The following is a 19,403-nucleotide window of genomic DNA, read 5'->3' as shown; positions in this document are numbered from 1 at the left end:
GATCAGCAAACAGTAATTGGTCGGGACGGCCGGATTCGAACCGACGACCCTCTGCCCCCCAGGCAGATGCGCTACCAGGCTGCGCTACGCCCCGATCGTTACTGCATGCCGCCACCGTGGTGGCGAGCCGGCGATTATACGCGTATTGCCGTGGAAGCGGTCAACGCCGCAGCAACTGCAGCACTTCCTCCAGCTCCATGCGCACCTGCCTGATGATCTGGTTGCTCAGCGCCGACTCCTGCCGCGCGCCCTCGCCTTCAAGACGCAGGCGGGCACCGCCGATGGTGTAGCCCTGTTCGTACAGCAGGCCACGGATCTGCCGCACCATCAGCACGTCGTGGCGCTGGTAGTAGCGGCGGTTGCCGCGGCGCTTGGCCGGCTCCAGGCTGGGAAACTCGGTTTCCCAGTAACGCAGCACGTGCGGCTTGACGTCGCACAGCTCGCTGACCTCACCGATGGTGAAGTAACGCTTGGCCGGAATCGGCGGAAGTTCGCGGTTACTGCCCGGATCCAGCATATGCCTCCACCCGCTCCTTGAGCTTCTGGCCCGGACGGAAGGTGACCACCGTGCGGGCGGAAATCGGAATCTCCTCCCCGGTCTTGGGATTGCGGCCCGGGCGCTGGTTCTTGCGCCGCAGGTCGAAATTGCCGAAGCCGGACAGCTTCACCTGACGTCCCTGTTCCAATGCATCGCGCAGCACGTCGAAGAACGCATCGACGAACTCCTTGGCCTCGCGCTTGTTCAAGCCGACCTCGTCGAACAACCGGTCGGCCATCTCCGCCTTGGTCAATGCCATGCCTGTTCCCTGTTACCTGCGCTTCAACCCCGGATCCTGGCGCCGTGTTCATGCTCGACGGCGGCCACCACGGAGGCGACCACGGCGTCCACGTCGCGGTCCGTCAGAGTGCGCGAGGTGTCCTGCAAAATCAAGCCCATAGCCAGACTCTTGAATCCGGGTTCGACGCCCTGGCCGACGTAGCGGTCGAACAGTACGACCTCGCGCAGCAGGCTGCCCGCGGCCTGGCGGATGGTCGCCGACAGCGCCGCCCACTCGACCGCCTCGGCCGCCACCACGGCCAGGTCGCGGCGCACCGCCGGGAACCGCGACAGCTCGCCGGCGCGTGGCAGCGCACGCGCGGCCAGCGGCTCCAGGTCCAGCTCGAACGCCAGCACTTCCACGTCGATCTCCATCGCCGCGGCCAGGCGCGGGTGCAGCTGGCCGATCCAGCCGATGCGCTGGCCGTCGCGCCAGACGTCGGCCGACCGTGCCGGGTGCGCGAACGGGTGCTGCGCGACACGGAACTCCAGCTGCGCCCCGGCGGCGGCGGCCAGCGACTGCAGGTCGCCCTTGAGGTCATGGAAATCGACCTTGCGCGCCTTCTCGCCCCATTGCAGCGCAGCGGCATCGCCACAGACCGCCGCGGCGACGCGCACGGTTTCACGCGGCGCCTGCCCGGCTTCGCCAGCCTGCTGCGCGAACACGCGCCCCAGTTCGAACAGGCGTACGCGGCCGGCCTGGCGCGCGACATTGCGGCCCAGCGTGGCCACCAGGCCCGGCAGCAGCATCGGCCGCATCACCGCCAGCTCCGCCGACAGCGGATTGGCCAGCGCCACGCGACCGTCCAGCAGCGACCAGTTGTCCAGCAGCTGCGCATCGACGAAGGCGTAGTTGATGGTTTCCAGCATGTCGCGCGCCACCAGCTGGCGGCGCACGCTCAGCTCGTCCAGGCGGGTTTCGCTGGGCATGGCGATGCGTGCCGCACCCGCGGGCAGCGTGGTCGGGATCTGCTCGTAGCCGTGGATGCGCGCGAGCTCCTCGATCAGGTCCTCTTCGATGGCGATATCGAAGCGCCGGCTCGGCGCGGTGACATTCCAGCCTTCGGCCGCCGGCGCCACCTCCATGCCCAGCGCGCGCAGGATGCGCTCGACCTCGGCATCGTCGATGGCGATGCCGAGCACGCGCGCGATGCGTGCGCGGCGCAGCAGGATCGTGGCCGCCACGGGCAGGTCGGCCTCGCGCACGGCCTCCGTGACCGGCGCCGGCACGCCGCCGGCCAGGTCCAGCACTAGGCGGGTGGCGTATTCGATCGCGGTGCGCGGCAACTGCGGATCGACGCCGCGCTCGAAACGGTGGCCGGCATCGGTGTGCAGGCCCAGCTTGCGGCCGCGGCCCATGATCGCGGCCGGCGCGAAATGCGCCGCCTCGAGGAACACGTTGCTGGTGGCGTCGGTGACCCGGGTATCGAAGCCCCCCATCATCCCGGCCAGGCCGACCGGGCGGTCGGCATCGGTGATCACCAGGAAGCTGTCGTCCAGGGTCGCATCACGGCCATCGAGCAGCTTCAGGGTTTCGCCGGCGCGCGAGCGGCGCACACCGATACCGCCCTTGAGCGCGTCCAGGTCGTAGGCATGCATCGGCTGGCCCAGCTCCAGCATCACGTACTGGGTGATGTCCACCAGCAGCGACACCGGGCGCACGCCACTGCGGCGCAGGCGCTCGGCCATCCACGAAGGCGTGGCCGCACGCGCATCGACGCCTTCGATCACGCGGCCCAGGTAGCGCGGCGCCTCGGCGCCGGCCTGCAGCGTGATGGCCAGCTCGCGCGCCCCCTGCGCCGGGACCGCATCGGCGGCGAACGGCTTGACCTGGCTGCGGGTGGCGGCGGCGACGTCGAAGGCGATGCCGCGCACGCTGAAGCAGTCGGCGCGGTTCGGGGTGAGCTTGATCTCGATGCTGGCGTCGGGCAGGCCGAGGTACTCGACCAGCGCCGTGCCCACCGGCGCGTCATCCGGCAGCTCCAGCAGGCCGGAGGCGTCGCTGTCCAGGCCCAGTTCCCTGGCCGAGCACAGCATGCCGTTGGATTCCACGCCACGCAGCCTGGCCGGCTTGATCTTGAGCTCGCCGATCTGCGCGCCGACCAGGGCCAGCGGCGCCACCAGGCCCGGGCGCGCGTTCGGCGCACCGCAGACGATCTGCAGCAGTTCGCCGCGGCCCGCATCGACCTTGCACACCTGCAGGCGGTCGGCCTCGGGATGGCGCACGGCCTCGACGATGCGCGCCACCACCACGTGGTCCAGGCCCTGGCCCAACGCCGTCACGTCCTCGACCTCCAGGCCGATGGCGGTCAGCACCGCGCTCAGCGCGTCGCGCGAGGCGTCGGTGGGGACATGGCTGCGCAGCCAGTTTTCGGAGAATTTCATCGTTGCTCGATCCGTTGTGCGGGCCATCGCCCGCCGTGTATGCCTGTGGGAACCTGCTGCCGCGCCTCAGGCGAACTGGCGCAGGAAACGCACGTCGTTGTCGAAGAACGCGCGCAGGTCGTTCACGCCATAGCGCAGCATCGCGAAGCGCTCCACGCCCAGCCCGAAGGCGAAGCCGGTGTAGCGCTCCGGATCGATGCCGCAGTTGCGCAGCACGTTCGGGTGCACCATGCCGCAGCCCAGCACCTCCAGCCAGCGGGTGCTGCCGTCGGGCTGCTGCCAGGCGATGTCCACCTCCGCACCCGGCTCCACGAACGGGAAATAGCTCGGGCGGAAGCGCATCTCGAAATCGCGCTCGAAGAAGGCGCGCACGAACTCGCTCAGCGTGCCCTTGAGATCGGCGAAGGTGGAGTGCTCGTCCACCAGCAGGCCCTCGACCTGGTGGAACATCGGCGAGTGGGTCTGGTCGCTGTCGCTGCGGTAGACCTTGCCGGCGGCGATCATGCGCAGCGGCGGGCGGTGGTCGCCCATGTAGCGCACCTGCACCCCGGAGGTATGCGTGCGCAGCAGGCGGCCATCGCCGAAGTAGAAGGTGTCGTGCATGGCGCGCGCCGGGTGGTGCGGCGGGAAGTTCAGCGCCTCGAAGTTGTGCCAGTCGTCCTCGATCTCCGGGCCTTCGGAGAGTTCGTAGCCGAGCCGGCCGAAGATCTCGGTGATGCGCTCCAGGGTGCGCGTGACCGGGTGCAGGCCGCCGCGCCCGCCATCGCGCCCCGGCAAGGTGACATCGATGCGCTCGGATGCCAGGCGCGCGTCCAGGGCCGCGTTCTCCAGCAGCGCCTTGCGCTCGCCCAGCGCCGCGGACACCGCGTCGCGCGCACGGTTGATGGCCTCGCCCGCCGCCTTGCGTTCGTCGGCCGGCAATGCGCCCAGCTGCTTGAGCTGCGCGGTGATGCTGCCGCTCTTGCCCAGCAGGGCCACGCGCAGGTTTTCCAGCGTTTCCGGATTCTGCGCCGCGGCCACGTCGGCCAGCGCCTGGGCGGTCAGGGATTGGATGTCACTCATGGATCGACGGATCTCGGATGGGTCGCCTCACACGTTCCGCGCCGGGCGATATCCCGGAGCTCCCAGTCCCCTTCCGGCGGAAGAAGATCGGGGTGAGGGCACGAGCGAATCCTAGCGTAGTCGGATTGCGCGGACGCCGATGCACTGATTGTTTTCCAATCCGGTGCGTGGCGACGCGTTCAACCCCGCTACTGCCGCGGGCTCCTGCGGCGCGCCCTCATCCGCCCCCTCGGGGCGCCTCCTCCCGAGGGAGGAGGGAACGGCCAAGCTGGAAAAAGAAATGGGGAAGGACTTGCGCCCTTCCCCATGCATTGTCTCATTCACCACCGTCGCGGGTGAACCGCGCCGGCAGGAGAAGGACTTATGCCGCCAGCGCGCTCTTGGCCTTCTCGGCCAGCGCGGCAAAACCCGCCGCGTCGTGCACGGCAATGTCCGCCAGCACCTTGCGGTCCAGGGTGATGCCAGCCTTGAGCAGGCCGTTCATGAAACGGCTGTAGCTCATGCCGTTGATGCGGGCAGCCGCATTGATGCGGGTGATCCACAGCGAACGGAAATTGCGCTTCTTCTGCTTGCGGCCGATATAGGCGTACTGCTGCGCCTTGATGACCGCCTGCTTGGCGACGCGGAAAACCTTGCGGCGGGCATTGTAGTAGCCCTTCGCCTGGCTGATGATCTTCTTGTGGCGGCGGCGCGCCTGCACACCACGCTTAACTCGTGCCATGGTTCAGTTCCTCAGAGGTAGGGCAGCATGCGGTCCAGACGGCCTGCGTCTTCTGCGCGGACGTGGTTCGTCTGACGCAGGTTACGCTTCCGCTTGGTCGCCTTCTTGGTGAGGATGTGGCTACGGTTGGCGTGGCCAGCCTTGTACTTGCCGGAAGCGGTCTTGCGGAAACGCTTGGCCGCCGCCCGGTTGGTCTTGATCTTGGGCATTGCTATGTCCTTGATGGTCTCTTTTTACTGGCCGGGCGGTGGCTCGCGCCACGCTTTCCATCCTTGCCCTTGCCTGCTTGAAGCCCGCACTCCCGATGGAGGCAGGCAGGTCCTGTTGGATGTTGCAAACAGCAAACCCGGCGAACCGGGCCGCCCATTATGCCCGGGCCCCGGCGCACTTGCAAACGCAGGCGGCAGCGGGGCCAGGCACATGAATACGGGACGGGAAGCCGGCGCCAGGCCCCTCCCCGTCCGCGGGTACGGCTGCGGCCCGGGCCGCGGCGCCGTTACTTCTTCTTCGGCGCGATCATCATGACCATCTGCCGGCCTTCCAGGCGCGGGCGCGATTCGATCACGATGTCCTCGCCCAGGTCCGCCTCGATGCGACCGGCCATCTCGCGACCCAGCTCCTGGTGGCTCATCTCACGGCCACGGAAGCGGATGTTGACCTTGACCTTGTCGCCCTCTTCGAGGAAACCACGCATCTTGCGCAGCTTGATCTGGTAGTCGCCCTCGTCCGTGACCGGACGGAACTTGACTTCCTTGATCTCGACCTGACGGCTCTTCTTCTTGGCCTCGTTGGCCTTCTTCTGCTGTTCGAACTTGAACTTGCCGAAGTCCATGATCTTGCAGACCGGCGGATCGGCCTGCGGCTGGATCTCGACCAGGTCCAGGCCCTCATCCTCGGCCATCGACAGCGCTTCGTCGCGCGTCAACACGCCGATCATTTCACCGTCGCTGCCGATCACGCGCACGCGCGGCACGCGGATTTCATGATTGCGACGATTCTGCTTGTTGTCAGGGGTACTGATATTGCAATCTCCGGATGGAATCGAACCGGCCCCGGCGGAGCGTCCGCGGGGACCGGGGCTGGATGCTTACTGCCTGTGTTCCGCCTGCAGGCGTTCGATGAAGGCCTGGAGCGACATGCTGCCCAGATCCTCACCCGAACGGGTGCGTACCGCCACCGCGCCGTTCTCCTTCTCGCGGTCTCCGATGACCAGCAGATACGGCACACGCTGCAGCGTATGCTCGCGAATCTTATAGCCGATCTTCTCGTTCCGCAAATCGGCGGTGACCCGGAACCCTTGCTCCGCAAGGGTTTTGCGAACCTGCTGAACGTATTCAGCCTGGGCATCGGTGATATTGGCCACCACCACCTGTACCGGCGCCAGCCAGGTGGGGAACGCGCCGGCATGGTGCTCGATGAGGATGCCGATGAAGCGCTCCATCGAGCCCACGATGGCCCGGTGCAGCATCACCGGGTGCCGTTTCTGGCTGTTTTCGTCGACGTACTCGGCGCCGAGGCGGCCCGGCATCATGAAGTCCACCTGCATGGTGCCCAGCTGCCAGGTCCGGCCGATGGCGTCCTTCAGGTGATACTCGATCTTCGGGCCATAGAAGGCACCCTCGCCCGGCAGTTCCTGCCATTCCACGCCACAGCTGGACAGCGCCGAACGCAGGGCGTCTTCGGCCTTGTCCCAGGTGGCGTCGTCACCCAGGCGCGATTCCGGGCGCAGCGCGATCTTGATCTGGATGTCCTCGAAGCCGAAATCGGCATAGACCTTCAGCGCCTGGGCGTGGAACGCGCGGACCTCGGACTCCACCTGCTCCTCGGTGCAGAACACGTGGCCGTCGTCCTGGGTGAAACCGCGCACGCGCAGGATGCCGTGCAGCGCGCCGGACGGCTCGTTGCGGTGGCAGGCGCCGAACTCGCCATAGCGGATCGGCAGGTCGCGGTAGCTGTGCAGGCCCTGGTTGAACACCTGGATATGGCCCGGGCAGTTCATCGGCTTGACCGCGTAGGTGCGCTTCTCCGACTCGGTGAAGAACATGTTGTCCTGGTAGTTGTCCCAGTGGCCGGACTTCTTCCACAGGCTCACGTCCAGGATCTGCGGGCAGCGCACCTCGCCGTAGCCGCTGCTGCGATAGACGCGGCGCACGTACTGCTCGACCACCTGCCACAGCGCCCAGCCCTTGGGGTGCCAGAACACCAGGCCCGGCGCCTCTTCCTGCAGGTGGAACAGCTCCTGCTGCTTGCCGATGCGGCGGTGGTCGCGCATCTCGGCTTCCTCGATGCGCTTGATGTAGGCCTCGAGCTGCTTCTTGTCGGCCCATGCGGTGCCGTAGATGCGCTGCAGCTGCTCGTTCTTGGCATCGCCGCGCCAATAGGCGCCGGAAATACGGGTCAGCTTGAAGGCCTTGAGGAAACGGGTATTCGGCACGTGCGGGCCACGGCACATGTCCACGTATTCCTGGTGGTAGTACATGCCCATGGCCTGGATGTCATCGGACATGTCCTCGATCAGGCGCAGCTTGTAGTCCTCGCCGCGGGCCCTGAAGATCTCGACCACCTCGGCGCGCGGCGTCATCTTCTTGATGACGTCGTAGTCCTGCGCGATGAGCTCGCCCATGCGCTTCTCGATCGCGGCCATGTCATCCGGCGTGAACGGGCGCTCGGAGTAGATGTCGTAGTAGAAGCCCTCGGCGATGACCGGGCCGATCACCATCTTCACGTCCGGGTACAACTGCTTGACCGCATGGCCGACCAGGTGGGCGCACGAGTGGCGGATGATCTCCACGCCCTCCTCGTCCTTGGCGGTGATGATGCGCAGCGTGGCGTCGTGGTCGATGACGTCGCCGGCATCGACCAGCACGCCATCGACCGCGCCGGCGATGGTGGCCTTGGCCAGGCCGGCGCCGATGGACTGGGCCACGTCCATGACGCTGACCGGGTTTTCGAACTGACGGACACTGCCGTCGGGGAGAGTGATGTTGATCATGGCTTCACCTGGGGGATGGCCCGCCGGTCGCGGCGGATCGCGGAACACGCGATGCGGGAATGCGCCTGCGGAAAATCGGGGCAATAAAAAAGCGCCACGAAGGCGCCTGCTGCAGGGCCGTGGCGGAATCTGGCGTCAGGAGTGGGTAGTGCTCATGTCGCACGCTCGGCCGGCGTTTCCGCGGGCCACCTTTTCCGGAAGGAGGTCGGGCACGATGGTAAACCAATCGCGGCCATTCCGCCTCCATCGCGCGTGCGCCGGCCTTGCCCGCCCGGCCGGCAACCGCACCGCGCGCCAGCGCGACGGGCCACGGGAAACCGGGGCAAAGCAGGCCTGGACGACACATTCCGGCGGGGCGCGCGGCCCGGATCGACGGCCACAAAAAACCCGGCATCTGCCGGGTCATTGATCCACTCCTCACCGGAGTGGTGGGCGGTACAGGGTTCGAACCTGTGACCCCTACCATGTCAAGGTAGTGCTCTACCGCTGAGCTAACCGCCCTTTTCGCCGCAACAAATTGCTTGCTGCGAGGGCGCGTATCTTATGCCAGCGATCCGGCAAGAGCAACAGGTTTCCGGAAAAATTTTCACATCGCCCTTCATGCGCCCCGCCCCACCCGCGGGCAAGGCACCGGCAAGCCGCGCGAGTCAGCCCAGGCTTGCTTCCTTCATGCGGCGGATCTGGTCGCGCACCCGCGCCGCGTCCTCGAACTCCAGGTCGCGCGCATGCTGGTACATCCGCTGTTCCAGCTCCTTGATGCGGGCCGCCAGCCTGGCCGGCTCCAGCGACAGATAGTCGGCCTCGGGCTCTGCCACCCGCCGCCCCTTGCCCTTGGCGCCGGATTTGGCCGATCCCTCCTCGTGCGCACCCTCGAGGATGTCGATGATCGGCCGCGCCACCGACTTGGGCACGATGCCGTGCGCCTCGTTGTGCTCCACCTGCTTCTGGCGGCGGCGGTCGGTCTCGTCGATGGCCGCCTGCATCGAGCGGGTGATCCTGTCGGCATAGAGGATCGCCTTGCCGCGCAGGTTGCGGGCGGCGCGGCCGATGGTCTGGATCAGCGAGCCGGTCGAACGCAGGAAGCCCTCCTTGTCCGCGTCCAGGATCGCCACCAGCGAGACTTCCGGCATGTCCAGGCCTTCGCGCAGCAGGTTGATGCCGACCAGAACGTCGAACTTGCCCAGGCGCAGGTCGCGGATGATCTCCACGCGCTCGACCGTATCCACGTCCGAATGCAGGTAGCGCACGCGGATGCCATGCTCGCCGAGGTACTCGGTGAGGTTCTCGGCCATGCGCTTGGTCAGGGTGGTGACCAGCACGCGGTCGCCCATGCTGATGCGCGCATGGCACTCGGACATCAGGTCGTCGACCTGGGTGGCCACCGGCCGGATCTCGACCTGCGGGTCGACCAGCCCGGTCGGGCGCACCACCAGCTCGGTGATCTCGTCGCCCGACTCGCGCAGCTCATAGGGCCCGGGGGTGGCCGATACGTAGATGCTGCGCGGCGAGCGCGCCTCCCATTCCTCGAAACGCAGCGGGCGGTTGTCCAGCGCCGATGGCAGGCGGAAGCCGAACTCCACCAGCGTCTCCTTGCGCGAGCGGTCGCCCTTGTACATCGCGCCGATCTGCGGGATGGTCACGTGCGATTCGTCGATCACCAGCAACGCATCCGGCGGCAGGTAGTCGAACAGGGTCGGCGGCGGCTCGCCGGCGGCCTTGCCGGTCAGGTGCCGCGAGTAATTCTCGATGCCACTGCAGTAGCCGACCTCGGCCATCATCTCCAGGTCGAACTGGGTACGCTGGGCCAGGCGCTGCGCCTCGACCAGCTTGTTCTGCGCGTACAGCTGCTCCAGGCGCTCCTTGAGCTCGACCTTGATGGTCTCGATCGCCGCCAGCACCCGTTCGCGGGTGGTGGCGTAGTGGGTCTTGGGGTAGATCGTGTAGCGCTGCATCCTGCGCAGGCTCTCGCCGGTGAGCGGGTCGAACATGCCCAGCTGCTCGACTTCGCCATCGAACAGCTCGATGCGCACCGCCTCGCTGTCCGATTCGGCGGGAAACACGTCGATGACCTCGCCGCGCACGCGGAAGGTGCCGCGCTGCAGTTCGTACTCGTTGCGGGTGTACTGCAACTGGGTCAGATGGTTGATCAGGTCGCGCTGGTCGATGCGCTCGCCCTTGGACAGGATCAGCCGCAGCGACAGGTAGTCCTCGGGCGCGCCGAGGCCGTAGATCGCCGAGACCGTCGCCACCACCAGCGCATCGGGCCGCGACAGCAGGGTCTTGGTCGCGGCGAGCCGCATCTGCTCGATATGCTCGTTGATCGAGCTGTCCTTCTCGATGAAGGTGTCCGAGGCCGGCACATAGGCCTCGGGCTGGTAGTAATCGTAATAACTGACGAAGTACTCGACCGCGTTGTGCGGGAAGAACGACTTGAACTCGCCATACAACTGCGCCGCCAGCGTCTTGTTCGGCGCCATCACCAGGGTCGGCCGCTGGACCTGCTGCACCACGTTGGCGATGGTGTAGGTCTTGCCCGAGCCGGTCACGCCCAGCAGGGTCTGCTTGGCGATGCCCGCCTCGAAGTTGGCGACGAGCCTGGCGATCGCGGCCGGCTGGTCGCCTGCCGGCGAATAGGGCGATACGAGCTGGAAACGGTCGGACATGGTGGCGCCGGCGGTATGGACCGGCAAGTATAGCCACCGCACGGATGACGGCCGGCTGAGGACATTTCCCATGCCGGGCCGCCCCCTGCGGCCGATTCCCGCCACCATCGCATCGGCCCAGTCTGGCTGCAGGCGCGCTGCGCGCCGCTCCGCGGGAAAGCCCGACATGACCTGGACACCCCCTGCATCACCTCCTCTCTCACCGCGCCCACGCGGCATGAGCCTGGTGGAAATGCTGGTCGGCGCCTTCATCCTGGCGACCCTCGCCATCATCGCCCTGCCATCCATGGATCGCCTGCTCGAACGGCAACGCACCCGCGCCGCGACCTACGCGCTGCTCAACAACCTCGCCCTGGCCCGCCTCACCGCGGTCAGCAGGCGCAGCATCGCCGCGCTCTGCCCCTCCACGGATGGCGCCACCTGCGCACGCTCGAGCGACTGGAGCGATGGCTGGCTGCTGTTCCTCGACCGCGATGGCAACCGCCGCCCCGACACACCGGACGACATCGTGCGGCAGGACATACCCCCGGCGTCGCGCCACATCCGGGTCGTCAGTTCCGCCGGACGACGACAGGTCCGCTACCTGCCCGATGGCCGCAGCGCCGGCAGCAACCTGACCATCTCGCTCTGCAACCCCAAGGGGCGCCTGTTGGCACGGGTGATCGTCAACAACGCGGGCCGCGCACGCACTGCCCGCCCCAGGACGCCGACGGCATGCCCACGCTAGAACGCTCTCGCTCTCGCTCTCGCTCTCGCTCTCGCCCTCGCTTTTGCCCTTGCCTGCGCCCGCGGCGCCCGGGCGGGGACTTGCACGCCCCGGCGTCGCTGCGTAGAATGCGCCTCCCCGCCCGAATAGCTCAGCCGGTTAGAGCACTTGACTGTTAATCAGGGGGTCGTTGGTTCGAGTCCAACTTCGGGCGCCAGATAAAAAAGCCTGCGAGCGATCGCAGGCTTTTTTATTTGTCTGGCCGCCCCCCCCTGTCGGCTCACGCCCCTCGTGTCGTGCTGCCGGATTACCAGCAGCCAGGGCTGCTCGGGGATTTCACGCCCAGCTGGTTGATGCTCAACGTTCCGCACGAATCACCCGACTGCTTCCCCTGCGGCGCAGCGGAGACCGTGTATGTCCGTGCCTGGACCTGCCTGTTCAGACTGTAATAACTCAACGCATCACTGTCGCATGAAGCGGTCAACGTGGCGATGTTCGGTGCGGCCGCATAACTCAGGTCGGTCGTGTACACACGCTCGAGCCTCTGCGCCACCGCCGCCACACATGCCGCGCCGGCGGCCCGGCGCGCTTTGCGCATGTGATCGTTGTAGCTGGGCAGTGCGATGCTGGCCACTATCGCCAGTATCGCCAGCACCACCATCAGCTCGATCAGGCTGAAGCCTGATTCCCGAGTGCGTCGTCCACTCTTCATTTTCTCAATCTCCCTTCAGATCGCGCCAGGAAACCCGTTCCCAACGGGGCGGAATCGTCGGCACGGCCACGATTTCACCATTACTGCCCGCGACCAACATGACGCCGCGCATCAGGTTTGGCAATGTGGGCATGCCCACCCCCGCGTCCACCGACCCGACCGGGAGGTTGTTGACCGTATCGTTGGTCGAGGAATTCTTGTCAAGATCGAAGTACGAGCTGCCCGCACTCGTCCCGGTAAACGCATCCAGCGCATTGATGTAGCCGCGGCCATCCGCATCACAGGCATTGCCGGTCGGTATCATGCTGGCGGTGAGCAGGAAGCTGGAAACCACCTGCGCGTCCTGCACGATCCGCTCACCTGCCTCGGGCAGGTCGATATACCAGCCCTTGGATCCGGCAGGCAGGCTGGCCTTGCCCTGGAAGGCCCGTACCGGGTACCCGCTCGAGGTGCCCGACGTCACCTGGACGGTGCGCTGGGTCAGCTCGGAACGGCTGACCGCCGTTCCCGAGTCGATGAAGCCGTACATGCTCTGCACGTTGACGTTGCTGGAATCGGCATCTTCCGTCGTGAGATAGCGACCGGTACCGAAGAACACCCAGCGCTTGTTGTTCCACGGGTGAGTCGCCACGGTGACGCCAGCACTGATCGGCTGCGCCTTGCCGGCCGCGTCCTGGGCAGTGAACAGCCGGGTGGCGGTCCATGCGGCCGCCGAGGCATTGGTCAGGTCGAACTTCCAGACGTTGCCAAGCATGTCCCCGGCATACACATAGGCCAGGGTCTTGCCATCGGGACCGTAGACGCCGGTCGGCGCGGAAAGGCCGTTGGGGGCGGAGGATGAACCCGCGCCGGTGTCGATCTCGCGGATGACGGCACCGGTCTCGGCATTCAGCACGACGAGCACCGCCCTGTCGTGACTGCTGTTGACGCCGTTGCCGAAAACGACGGCGGCATTGCTCGCGCCCTGCACATTGGCCAGGATGGGCCGGCCCAGCACCTGCCCCATGTTGCCAGCGGTGGTTTCCGAACGCTCCCACAGGGAAACGCCACTGGCGGTGGCCGACGCCGGTGCGGTCACGTTCAACGCATACAGGCCCTTGCCGCCCCTGCCCAGGCTGCCCACCAGAATGTTCTTGTTCGGCGTCAACGCGCGGTTGGTCACGACCACCGGACCATCGACGAAGAACTTGTGCGAATAGTCGCCCCGGCTCAGTGTGGCGAGCTGGGTGAAATTGATGATGTTGGGCACGTAGGCGAACAGTTCCTGGCCGGTAGTGCCGTTGAAGGCATGCAGCATGCCGTCGTTGGCGCCGACGTACAGGGTATCCGTCTCCTTCACGTAGAAAGGAGAGGAACCAACGATGTCGCCCAGCACGGTGTTGGGCCGGTTGCGCAGCAGGCCGCCATTACGCTCCTCGTTGCTGCTGTCACCCTTGATGTATGCGGCGTTGTCCGCGCCCGATACCGCGTAGTCCGCCGGCCCGCCGACGCGCGCCAGGGCCGCATGCTGGGTCGTCGTGGGGAAGGTCGCACCATAGGTGAACACCTTGCGGGTCGCCAGCGACGGAATGCTGGACGTCCAGCCACTGCCCACGCCATCGCGGGTTACCGTCTGGCCCTTCACCGTGCCGGTCCAGGTGCCGGATACGTAGCTGGCGCTGAACACCTTGGAACCGGCATTGAGCGACGCGGAGTTGGTGGCCACGTTGGAGAACGATCCGGTGCGCTGCGCGATTGCCGCAAGCGCCTTGCCCAGGCCTGCGGTGAACTCGGAAGGACTGGACGCGGCCACGAACTGGCCATGGCCATTGACCGCGGCGTGCAGCAGATCGTCGATGCGCCGCGCATTGTCCGTACCCGGGTTGGCGGTATCCGGGTCGGGCCAGGCCGGGTTGGCCGGCACGCTGTCGACGCTCGACCAGCCCATGGTGGTCTTCAGGCCGATCGAGATGCCGAACGTGACCATGTGCTGCCAGAACGCCGGGTCGGCGTCCGTCGTCGGCACATTGTTGTTGTCCGGCTTGGTCGAATTCCCCATGTAGTCTTCGGTACGGAGATCCGTCTTCCAGTACTTCATCGCCACGTCGGCCAGCGTCCTGGAATAGCTGTCGCTGTAGGGCGCCGCTGCCGTATACGTATAGGTCTTGTTCTTGGCACCCTTGATGGCACTGCCATCGGTGCCGTCGGCGTTGCCGCTGTTGACCGTCGAGGTATTCCAGTAGCCGTCGGTGGTCAGGATCGAGAAATTCTGGCGGCAGGACAGCTGGTCGCTGCCCGATTCCGGGCCGTATGGGCCGCTCGAATCCGAACGGCTGAAATAACTGCCGGCATCGTCCAGCGCCTGCTGCAGCGGCGTGCCATTGCTGGCCCCGGCGGCGAACAGCCGGTTGTACCAGGTCGAGCGCGACGTGGTGTTGGTGCTGCCGGCCACCGAGGGATCGGCCACGTTGTTGACGAAGCGTCCGTCGTTGCCGTCGGCGACCGGGATGTCGAACGTATTGCGCCCCCAGATGGTGCGGAACCCGACACGCACCTTGCTGTTCAACGGACTGAACGCCTCGGCGGCACCGGCCTTGGCCGCCTTGGTGCGCGTGCGGTGGTAGGAATACCACGTGGCGAAGTTGGCCTTCTCGTCCGCCACCGTATTGGTGGAACCCGTACGCGGTGCGGGCAGCGCCGACGTACAGTCGATCCAGCCATAACCGCTGTTCTGTCCATCACAGCTATTGGTGGTGTAGCGCTGCGCGGAAATCTGGTACCCGGTGCTGTTGTTGGTGGTGCGCTGCACCCTGACCGTGTACTGGCCAGCGACGGTCTCAGGCACCTGGCAGAATCCGGAACTGTTGGGCTTGGAAACGCCGGAGCAGACGGTATTGCCGGAGGGGTCGTACACCCAGTAATTGATGGTCCGGGAATTGTTGGAGCTGGTGTTGCCGATGGTGATCTCGAGCACCGCGCCGGCAGATACGGAGGCCAGCCGGTTGTCGACGGCTGTATTGTTGGACAGGGTGCCTGTGGCCGTATTGCTGCCCCCCACCTGCACCGTCTGCTTGGCGGTGGTCACCACCGTGCCGTAGACGCCGCGCAGGATTCCCCCGTTGCCGGGCAGGATCTGGTAGCGGTAGTAATTGGACACGCTGGAGAGATAGGACGCGCTGGTATTGGCGGTGTTCTGCGGCACGTAGAACGTCTGGATGTTGGCCGACAGATCCTTCGAACCACCATTGGTCCCGGCGCCGGAATGCGTCACCACGAGGGCACTGCTGTAGACCCCCGTATAGTTCATGCCGCCCGTCAGCCGATTGCCATCGGCATCCATCCATGGCTTGTAGGTCACCGCCGGGTTGTAATACAGCGTGTTGGTCGCATAGCTCTGCATGTACAACATGGAGTTGTCCAGGGTCTCGCTGGTGACGCCGGTACCCGTGGACACACCGTTGGCATCGGGCCGGCTGCTGAACGAGCCAGGGCCGGTGATCTGGGTGACATCCTGGTTGTTCATGTTGCGCCAGGCCATCGACCCCGAGTCATCCAGGATGAACAGGATGTTGGGGGCGACGCGCGCCGCCGTGGTCAGCGGATCGTCGGGGATCACGATGCCCGCGTTGACTGGCAAGGCCAGCATGCTGACCAGGAACGCGGCAGGACCGGCCCACCACTGGCGCCCGGTCGACTGGGATGTCCCATGCTTGGAATGCTTGCGCTTCATGATCATTGTCCCGGTGATGGGGTACGACTGGCCACATTGGCCTGCAGCACGACATCCGCCCGACCTGCGGACCGGCTGCGTGCGGTGATGCGGAAAAGCGGGCTCTCGCAGTCCGGCGAAGGCGGCAGGCTGTCGCAGTTGCCCTTGTAACCGGGCCCGACGCCCAGGTACTCGATCCAATACTGGGGCGCCGCCCCCAACCGCGTGTCATAAGTGCCTGCTGGCAGGTTCGCCCAGACCGCAGCCGACCCGGTCGGACAGACACTTGTGCTTGTGCAATCGGCAGCCGCCGGGACGGTTCCCGCTTCCCAGGCCGAATTCCCGGCCAATACCACGTCCTGCGCATAACGCAGGGCGGTTTCGGCGCCCTGGAAGGCCAGGCTGCGGTCGCGCATGTTGGCGCTCATGCGCTCCTGCATGGCCGAACTGCGGAGAATCGCGATACCCAGTACCGAAAGTATCAGCAGCAATACCAACACCACCAGCAGGGTGATGCCGCGCTGTGCCCGGCTTGTCGCCGGGCGGGGACCGCCGGTGCCGACGGAAAGGCTCATAGCGTACGACTCCGGAGACTGAAGACATTGGACGAATTGCGGGTCAACGCCTTGCCATCCACATCCCGCCCGGTGAGCACCATGTTGGCACGCACGCTGATGACGCTGGACCAGTCAGCAGGGGTAGCCGTATAGCTCGTGCCTCCCTGCTGCAGATAGGAGAAGGCGATCGACTGGACACCGTCGGTGACCTCCTCGCCCGCTCCGCCAAAGCGCGAGACATAGAGCGAATTGCCGCCACGACCGTTGGCGGCGACATACCAGCGCGCGCTGCGCAACCGCCCCACCACCACGGAGGACGGCGGCGCATGCTGGTCGGCGCCGGGGTTGTAACCGCCCGGCAGCGCCCCGAATCCGATGGCACTGCTGCTTACGCTGGTGGCCTGCACCACGAAGCTCTTGCGCGCGTTGCACAGCAGCAGCCAGTCGCCCACCTTGAACTTGTCCGTGGCGTTCGACACCTGCGCCGAATCCAGGGTGATCGAAGTGGCGGTCGACGCCGTGACCCGGTAGGCCGCGTCTTCCCCGGAAACCACCGTCAACTGGCTGGCATTGCCGGTGATCGGGTTGTCACGGAACGCATCAGACTGGGCACCGGTGGTTTCCACGACGGAGGCCGTGGAGCACGCGGACCCACCGGCCGAGCGGATGTCCTGCGACATCACCTCGAATGCGACCCGCGCACTTTCCTGGATACGGTTCAGCCCTTCGTTGGCACGAAACGAGTTCTGGTTGGACTGGAACACGACGAACGCCGCACCCAGTACCAGCAACCCCAGCACCAGCGCGATCATCAGCTCGATCAGGCTGAAGCCGCCCGAGCGACGGGGACCTGCACGATAAGCAAAGCCATTCATATGCGCACCTCGGTGGCCACCTGCCGGGCGCTGCTGCCGCCGGCACGCTGGTCGTCCCACTGCACCGTGATCCGGAAACGACTGTTGCCCAGCGCCTCGATCCGGCCACAGGTACTGGTGTCGCCCGCCGTGCCCATCGTGCTCTTGAGTGCATTGACCCAGGCAGCCAGGTCGTTCTGCGCCAGGCTGCCGCCCGAACCCGCGGTACAGGTCATGGCCATCGCATAATTGCCGGCATTGAGCCGGTTGGCGCGCATCGCCTCGACGATGGACGTCGTCTGCATGACCGCCTGGCTGCTTTCCAGCGAGCCCTGCCCACCGCGCAGGGCCAGTGCCTGCATCGCGGCGATGCCGAGCAGGCCGACCCCCAGAATCAGCACCGAAATCATGACTTCCAGCATGCTGACGCCCCGCTGGTTACGGGCCAGACGCCGCACAGACGAGCGGCGGGGAACACGGACCAGAGCTGTCGCGGTGCGGTTCATGGACATGCTCCACCTCCATTGTGCTTGCTGGTGGAAACCCCGCCGCCAACCATCATGGTCACGACGCGCTGGTTGTCGCCCACGGTACTTACAGGCAGGCAGACCGTCATGCTGGTCTGCGCATCGAGCAGGCCCGTCGAACGGAAACGGATACCCGCCGCCGGCCCGGCGACCTGCATGTTGCCCGACACGGCCGAATCGCGGATCACCTCGGTGCTGCCAGTGGCGTTGTCACGCCCGGTCACGATCCAGCGGCTCCAGTCGGTCGTGTTGGCACAACTCGCGCCATCGGCGCTGCCGCAGACCGTAACCGGCGCGTTGCGGCGGATGGCCTCCGAACGTGCCACCTGCAAGGCGGTGACCAGCTCCGTGGATGCGCCGCTGAGGCGGTTGGCGGCGATCAACCCCTGCATGGCAGGCACGGCGATCGCGGCGATGATCGCCAGCACGGCCAGCGCCACCATCAGTTCAATCAAGGTAAACCCCGCCTCTGCCGATGGCCGCGGAGTTCCAGCATCCCGTCGCGACATGACACTCCCCATGATTTTCCAGCCCGACGTTACCCGTGCCGAGCGGGCCATTTCCATACAATTGCGACGAGCGGGCCGATCCCGGGAACCAGCGGTCGCCCGCGGTGGCTATGATCCCGGTTCCCTGCCCAGGTTGGCGCCGTGCCGCATCCGCATCCCCATCGCCCGATCGACATCCTGCTCAGCCCGGCGACCCTGATCGCGGTGGTCCTCGCCGGTGAGGCGCTGGCCGCGCTGCTTGCCCTGTCTCCCGCACCAGTGGAAGACCGGCTGGTGCTGTTCGGGCTGGCATCGCTGGGCATCCAGTGGGCAACCCTGGGCACGCTGGCCTTGGTCCACCTGCTTCGCCCGGCCCTTGGGCGGCTGAAGCCACAGCCGCTGGCATGGGCCTGCCTGGGCCTGTTGCTGGTCACCACCGTGCTGATGGCCCTGGCGTCATGGAGGCTGATGAGCTTTCGCCACATGCCGGGCGACCATGAAGGCACCCTGTTCGTACTGCGTGCGATGGCGCTGGCGCTGGTCGCCGGCCTGCTGGTACTGCTCGCGTTCCAGAACCACTGGCGTGCCAGGCAACTGGCGCTGCGCGCCAAACAGGCGGAGCTGGATGCCCTGCAGGCACGCATCCACCCGCACTTCCTGTTCAATACGCTCAACACCGGGGCCGCGCTCGTGCATCAGCAGCCGCAGAAGGCCGAGCAGTTGCTGCTGGACCTGGCCGACCTGTTCCGCGCAGCCCTGACCGATTCGCGGCAGGTCCCGCTGCACGAGGAAGTGGAACTTGCGCGTCGCTATATCGACATCGAGCACCTGCGCTTCGGCGCGCGGATGCAGGTGGAATGGGCGCTGCCGGACACGCTGCCGGCCCAGGACGTGCCGATCCTGTCGATCCAGCCGCTGCTGGAGAACGCCATCCACCATGGTGTGGAACCCTCCACCGGGCCGTGCAGGCTGCAGGTCGCCATCGTTGCGGAGGACGGCGGGGTCCGGATCACGGTCAGCAATGACCTGCCCGCGTCCATGGCCAGCAGCATCCACCGTGGCCACAGCGTGGGCCTGCAGGCCCTGCGCGCGCGGGTGCAGATGATGGGCGGCGATGTCCATACGCAGGTGGCCGATGGGCGCTACCTGGCCTCGCTGAGGGTGCCGGCGGCCTGAGCACGGCGGCGCAGCGGCGCCCGCGGACGAAACCCGATGCCGCGCGCCGCACGGC

The 19,403-nt window shown here is 66.4% G+C and carries 17 protein-coding genes and 3 tRNA genes; 3 read left to right on the top strand and 17 right to left on the bottom strand.

Going from position 1 to position 19,403, the window contains the following annotated elements; genetic code table 11:
* Nucleotides 1-17: 17 nt before the first annotated feature.
* The 11 genes from F0P95_RS10145 to uvrB form a co-directional block, all read right to left on the bottom strand.
* Nucleotides 18-94: transfer RNA gene (locus tag F0P95_RS10145), tRNA-Pro, on the bottom strand.
* 66 nt (nucleotides 95-160) lie between these two features.
* Entirely contained in the window at nucleotides 161-517 is a 357-nt protein-coding gene (locus F0P95_RS10140; protein ID WP_054664690.1) for a MerR family transcriptional regulator, read from the bottom strand.
* Complete coding sequence (locus F0P95_RS10135) at nucleotides 498-797, bottom strand: integration host factor subunit alpha (RefSeq protein WP_054657702.1); 300 nt, start codon at nucleotides 795-797, stop codon at nucleotides 498-500. The genes F0P95_RS10140 and F0P95_RS10135 overlap by 20 nt, the downstream gene beginning before the upstream one ends.
* A gap of 23 nt (nucleotides 798-820) precedes the next feature.
* On the bottom strand, nucleotides 821-3,202 hold the full coding sequence (gene pheT, locus F0P95_RS10130; protein WP_182334103.1) for a phenylalanine--tRNA ligase subunit beta: 2,382 nt from the start codon (nucleotides 3,200-3,202) through the stop codon (nucleotides 821-823).
* A gap of 66 nt (nucleotides 3,203-3,268) precedes the next feature.
* Nucleotides 3,269-4,264, bottom strand: coding sequence for a phenylalanine--tRNA ligase subunit alpha (locus F0P95_RS10125; protein ID WP_182334101.1), 996 nt, complete (start codon nucleotides 4,262-4,264; stop codon nucleotides 3,269-3,271).
* 361 nt (nucleotides 4,265-4,625) lie between these two features.
* Nucleotides 4,626-4,985, bottom strand: a complete 360-nt coding sequence (gene rplT, locus F0P95_RS10120; RefSeq protein WP_054664681.1) for a 50S ribosomal protein L20 — start codon at nucleotides 4,983-4,985, stop codon at nucleotides 4,626-4,628.
* Between the two features lie 11 nt (nucleotides 4,986-4,996).
* Entirely contained in the window at nucleotides 4,997-5,194 is a 198-nt protein-coding gene (rpmI, locus tag F0P95_RS10115) for a 50S ribosomal protein L35 (RefSeq protein ID WP_010342861.1), read from the bottom strand.
* A gap of 287 nt (nucleotides 5,195-5,481) precedes the next feature.
* Nucleotides 5,482-6,006 (bottom strand): translation initiation factor IF-3, encoded by a 525-nt coding sequence (gene infC, locus F0P95_RS10110; protein WP_225546736.1) that lies wholly within the window; start codon nucleotides 6,004-6,006, stop codon nucleotides 5,482-5,484.
* 66 nt (nucleotides 6,007-6,072) lie between these two features.
* Nucleotides 6,073-7,977 (bottom strand): threonine--tRNA ligase, encoded by a 1,905-nt coding sequence (thrS, locus tag F0P95_RS10105; RefSeq protein ID WP_182334099.1) that lies wholly within the window; start codon nucleotides 7,975-7,977, stop codon nucleotides 6,073-6,075.
* Between the two features lie 426 nt (nucleotides 7,978-8,403).
* Nucleotides 8,404-8,478 (bottom strand) — tRNA-Val (locus F0P95_RS10100).
* A 146-nt stretch (nucleotides 8,479-8,624) separates the two neighbouring features.
* Entirely contained in the window at nucleotides 8,625-10,640 is a 2,016-nt protein-coding gene (gene uvrB / locus F0P95_RS10095) for an excinuclease ABC subunit UvrB (RefSeq protein ID WP_182334097.1), read from the bottom strand.
* Between the two features lie 217 nt (nucleotides 10,641-10,857).
* On the opposite strand from uvrB, the gene F0P95_RS10090 reads away from it, so the two are divergent.
* Entirely contained in the window at nucleotides 10,858-11,367 is a 510-nt protein-coding gene (locus F0P95_RS10090) for a GspH/FimT family pseudopilin (protein ID WP_182334095.1), read from the top strand.
* Nucleotides 11,368-11,486: 119 nt separating this feature from the next.
* A tRNA-Asn gene (locus tag F0P95_RS10085) sits at nucleotides 11,487-11,563 on the top strand.
* Between the two features lie 90 nt (nucleotides 11,564-11,653).
* On the opposite strand, the gene F0P95_RS10080 is transcribed toward F0P95_RS10085, so the two are convergent.
* The 6 genes from F0P95_RS10080 to F0P95_RS10055 are packed head-to-tail and all read right to left on the bottom strand — an operon-like array spanning nucleotide 11,654 to nucleotide 18,193.
* Nucleotides 11,654-12,058 carry a type IV pilin protein gene (locus tag F0P95_RS10080; RefSeq protein WP_182334093.1) on the bottom strand — a complete coding sequence of 135 codons (405 nt, stop codon included), beginning with the start codon at nucleotides 12,056-12,058 and terminating at the stop codon, nucleotides 11,654-11,656.
* Between the two features lie 4 nt (nucleotides 12,059-12,062).
* Nucleotides 12,063-15,767 (bottom strand): pilus assembly protein, encoded by a 3,705-nt coding sequence (locus F0P95_RS17510; protein ID WP_182334091.1) that lies wholly within the window; start codon nucleotides 15,765-15,767, stop codon nucleotides 12,063-12,065.
* 2 nt (nucleotides 15,768-15,769) lie between these two features.
* The gene (locus tag F0P95_RS10070) at nucleotides 15,770-16,321 is read right to left on the bottom strand and encodes a pilus assembly PilX family protein (protein WP_182334089.1); all 552 of its coding nucleotides are present in this window, start codon (nucleotides 16,319-16,321) and stop codon (nucleotides 15,770-15,772) included.
* Nucleotides 16,318-17,178 (bottom strand): PilW family protein, encoded by an 861-nt coding sequence (locus tag F0P95_RS10065; protein WP_182334088.1) that lies wholly within the window; start codon nucleotides 17,176-17,178, stop codon nucleotides 16,318-16,320. The genes F0P95_RS10070 and F0P95_RS10065 overlap by 4 nt, the downstream gene beginning before the upstream one ends.
* The gene (locus F0P95_RS10060) at nucleotides 17,175-17,669 is read right to left on the bottom strand and encodes a type IV pilus modification PilV family protein (protein WP_232528672.1); all 495 of its coding nucleotides are present in this window, start codon (nucleotides 17,667-17,669) and stop codon (nucleotides 17,175-17,177) included. The genes F0P95_RS10065 and F0P95_RS10060 overlap by 4 nt, the downstream gene beginning before the upstream one ends.
* Nucleotides 17,660-18,193 (bottom strand): GspH/FimT family pseudopilin, encoded by a 534-nt coding sequence (locus tag F0P95_RS10055; protein WP_269150866.1) that lies wholly within the window; start codon nucleotides 18,191-18,193, stop codon nucleotides 17,660-17,662. The genes F0P95_RS10060 and F0P95_RS10055 overlap by 10 nt, the downstream gene beginning before the upstream one ends.
* A 141-nt stretch (nucleotides 18,194-18,334) precedes the next feature.
* Here F0P95_RS10055 and F0P95_RS10050 point away from each other — a divergent pair, with 141 nt between their 5' ends.
* A complete protein-coding gene (locus tag F0P95_RS10050) occupies nucleotides 18,335-19,348 on the top strand; it encodes a sensor histidine kinase (protein WP_232528671.1) in 1,014 nt (337 codons plus the stop codon).
* The last annotated feature ends 55 nt before the right edge of the window (nucleotides 19,349-19,403 follow it).

Origin of the sequence: Stenotrophomonas acidaminiphila (genome assembly GCF_014109845.1) — a bacterium.
GTDB classification, from domain to species: domain Bacteria; phylum Pseudomonadota; class Gammaproteobacteria; order Xanthomonadales; family Xanthomonadaceae; genus Stenotrophomonas; species Stenotrophomonas acidaminiphila.
This window is presented reverse-complemented; position numbering and strand designations above follow the sequence as displayed.

Bases quoted from the DNA above. Each gene is read 5' to 3' on its own strand.
- F0P95_RS10140 (WP_054664690.1), bottom strand. From the start codon at position 517: ATGCTGGATCCGGGCAGTAACCGCGAACTTCCGCCGATTCCGGCCAAG.
- F0P95_RS10135 (WP_054657702.1), bottom strand. From the start codon at position 797: ATGGCATTGACCAAGGCGGAGATGGCCGACCGGTTGTTCGACGAGGTC.
- pheT (WP_182334103.1), bottom strand. From the start codon at position 3,202: ATGAAATTCTCCGAAAACTGGCTGCGCAGCCATGTCCCCACCGACGCC.
- F0P95_RS10125 (WP_182334101.1), bottom strand. From the start codon at position 4,264: ATGAGTGACATCCAATCCCTGACCGCCCAGGCGCTGGCCGACGTGGCC.
- rplT (WP_054664681.1), bottom strand. From the start codon at position 4,985: ATGGCACGAGTTAAGCGTGGTGTGCAGGCGCGCCGCCGCCACAAGAAG.
- rpmI (WP_010342861.1), bottom strand. From the start codon at position 5,194: ATGCCCAAGATCAAGACCAACCGGGCGGCGGCCAAGCGTTTCCGCAAG.
- thrS (WP_182334099.1), bottom strand. From the start codon at position 7,977: ATGATCAACATCACTCTCCCCGACGGCAGTGTCCGTCAGTTCGAAAAC.
- uvrB (WP_182334097.1), bottom strand. From the start codon at position 10,640: ATGTCCGACCGTTTCCAGCTCGTATCGCCCTATTCGCCGGCAGGCGAC.
- F0P95_RS10090 (WP_182334095.1), top strand. From the start codon at position 10,858: ATGAGCCTGGTGGAAATGCTGGTCGGCGCCTTCATCCTGGCGACCCTC.
- F0P95_RS10080 (WP_182334093.1), bottom strand. From the start codon at position 12,058: ATGAAGAGTGGACGACGCACTCGGGAATCAGGCTTCAGCCTGATCGAG.
- F0P95_RS17510 (WP_182334091.1), bottom strand. From the start codon at position 15,767: ATGAAGCGCAAGCATTCCAAGCATGGGACATCCCAGTCGACCGGGCGC.
- F0P95_RS10070 (WP_182334089.1), bottom strand. From the start codon at position 16,321: ATGAGCCTTTCCGTCGGCACCGGCGGTCCCCGCCCGGCGACAAGCCGG.
- F0P95_RS10065 (WP_182334088.1), bottom strand. From the start codon at position 17,178: ATGAATGGCTTTGCTTATCGTGCAGGTCCCCGTCGCTCGGGCGGCTTC.
- F0P95_RS10060 (WP_232528672.1), bottom strand. From the start codon at position 17,669: ATGTCCATGAACCGCACCGCGACAGCTCTGGTCCGTGTTCCCCGCCGC.
- F0P95_RS10055 (WP_269150866.1), bottom strand. From the start codon at position 18,193: ATGTCGCGACGGGATGCTGGAACTCCGCGGCCATCGGCAGAGGCGGGG.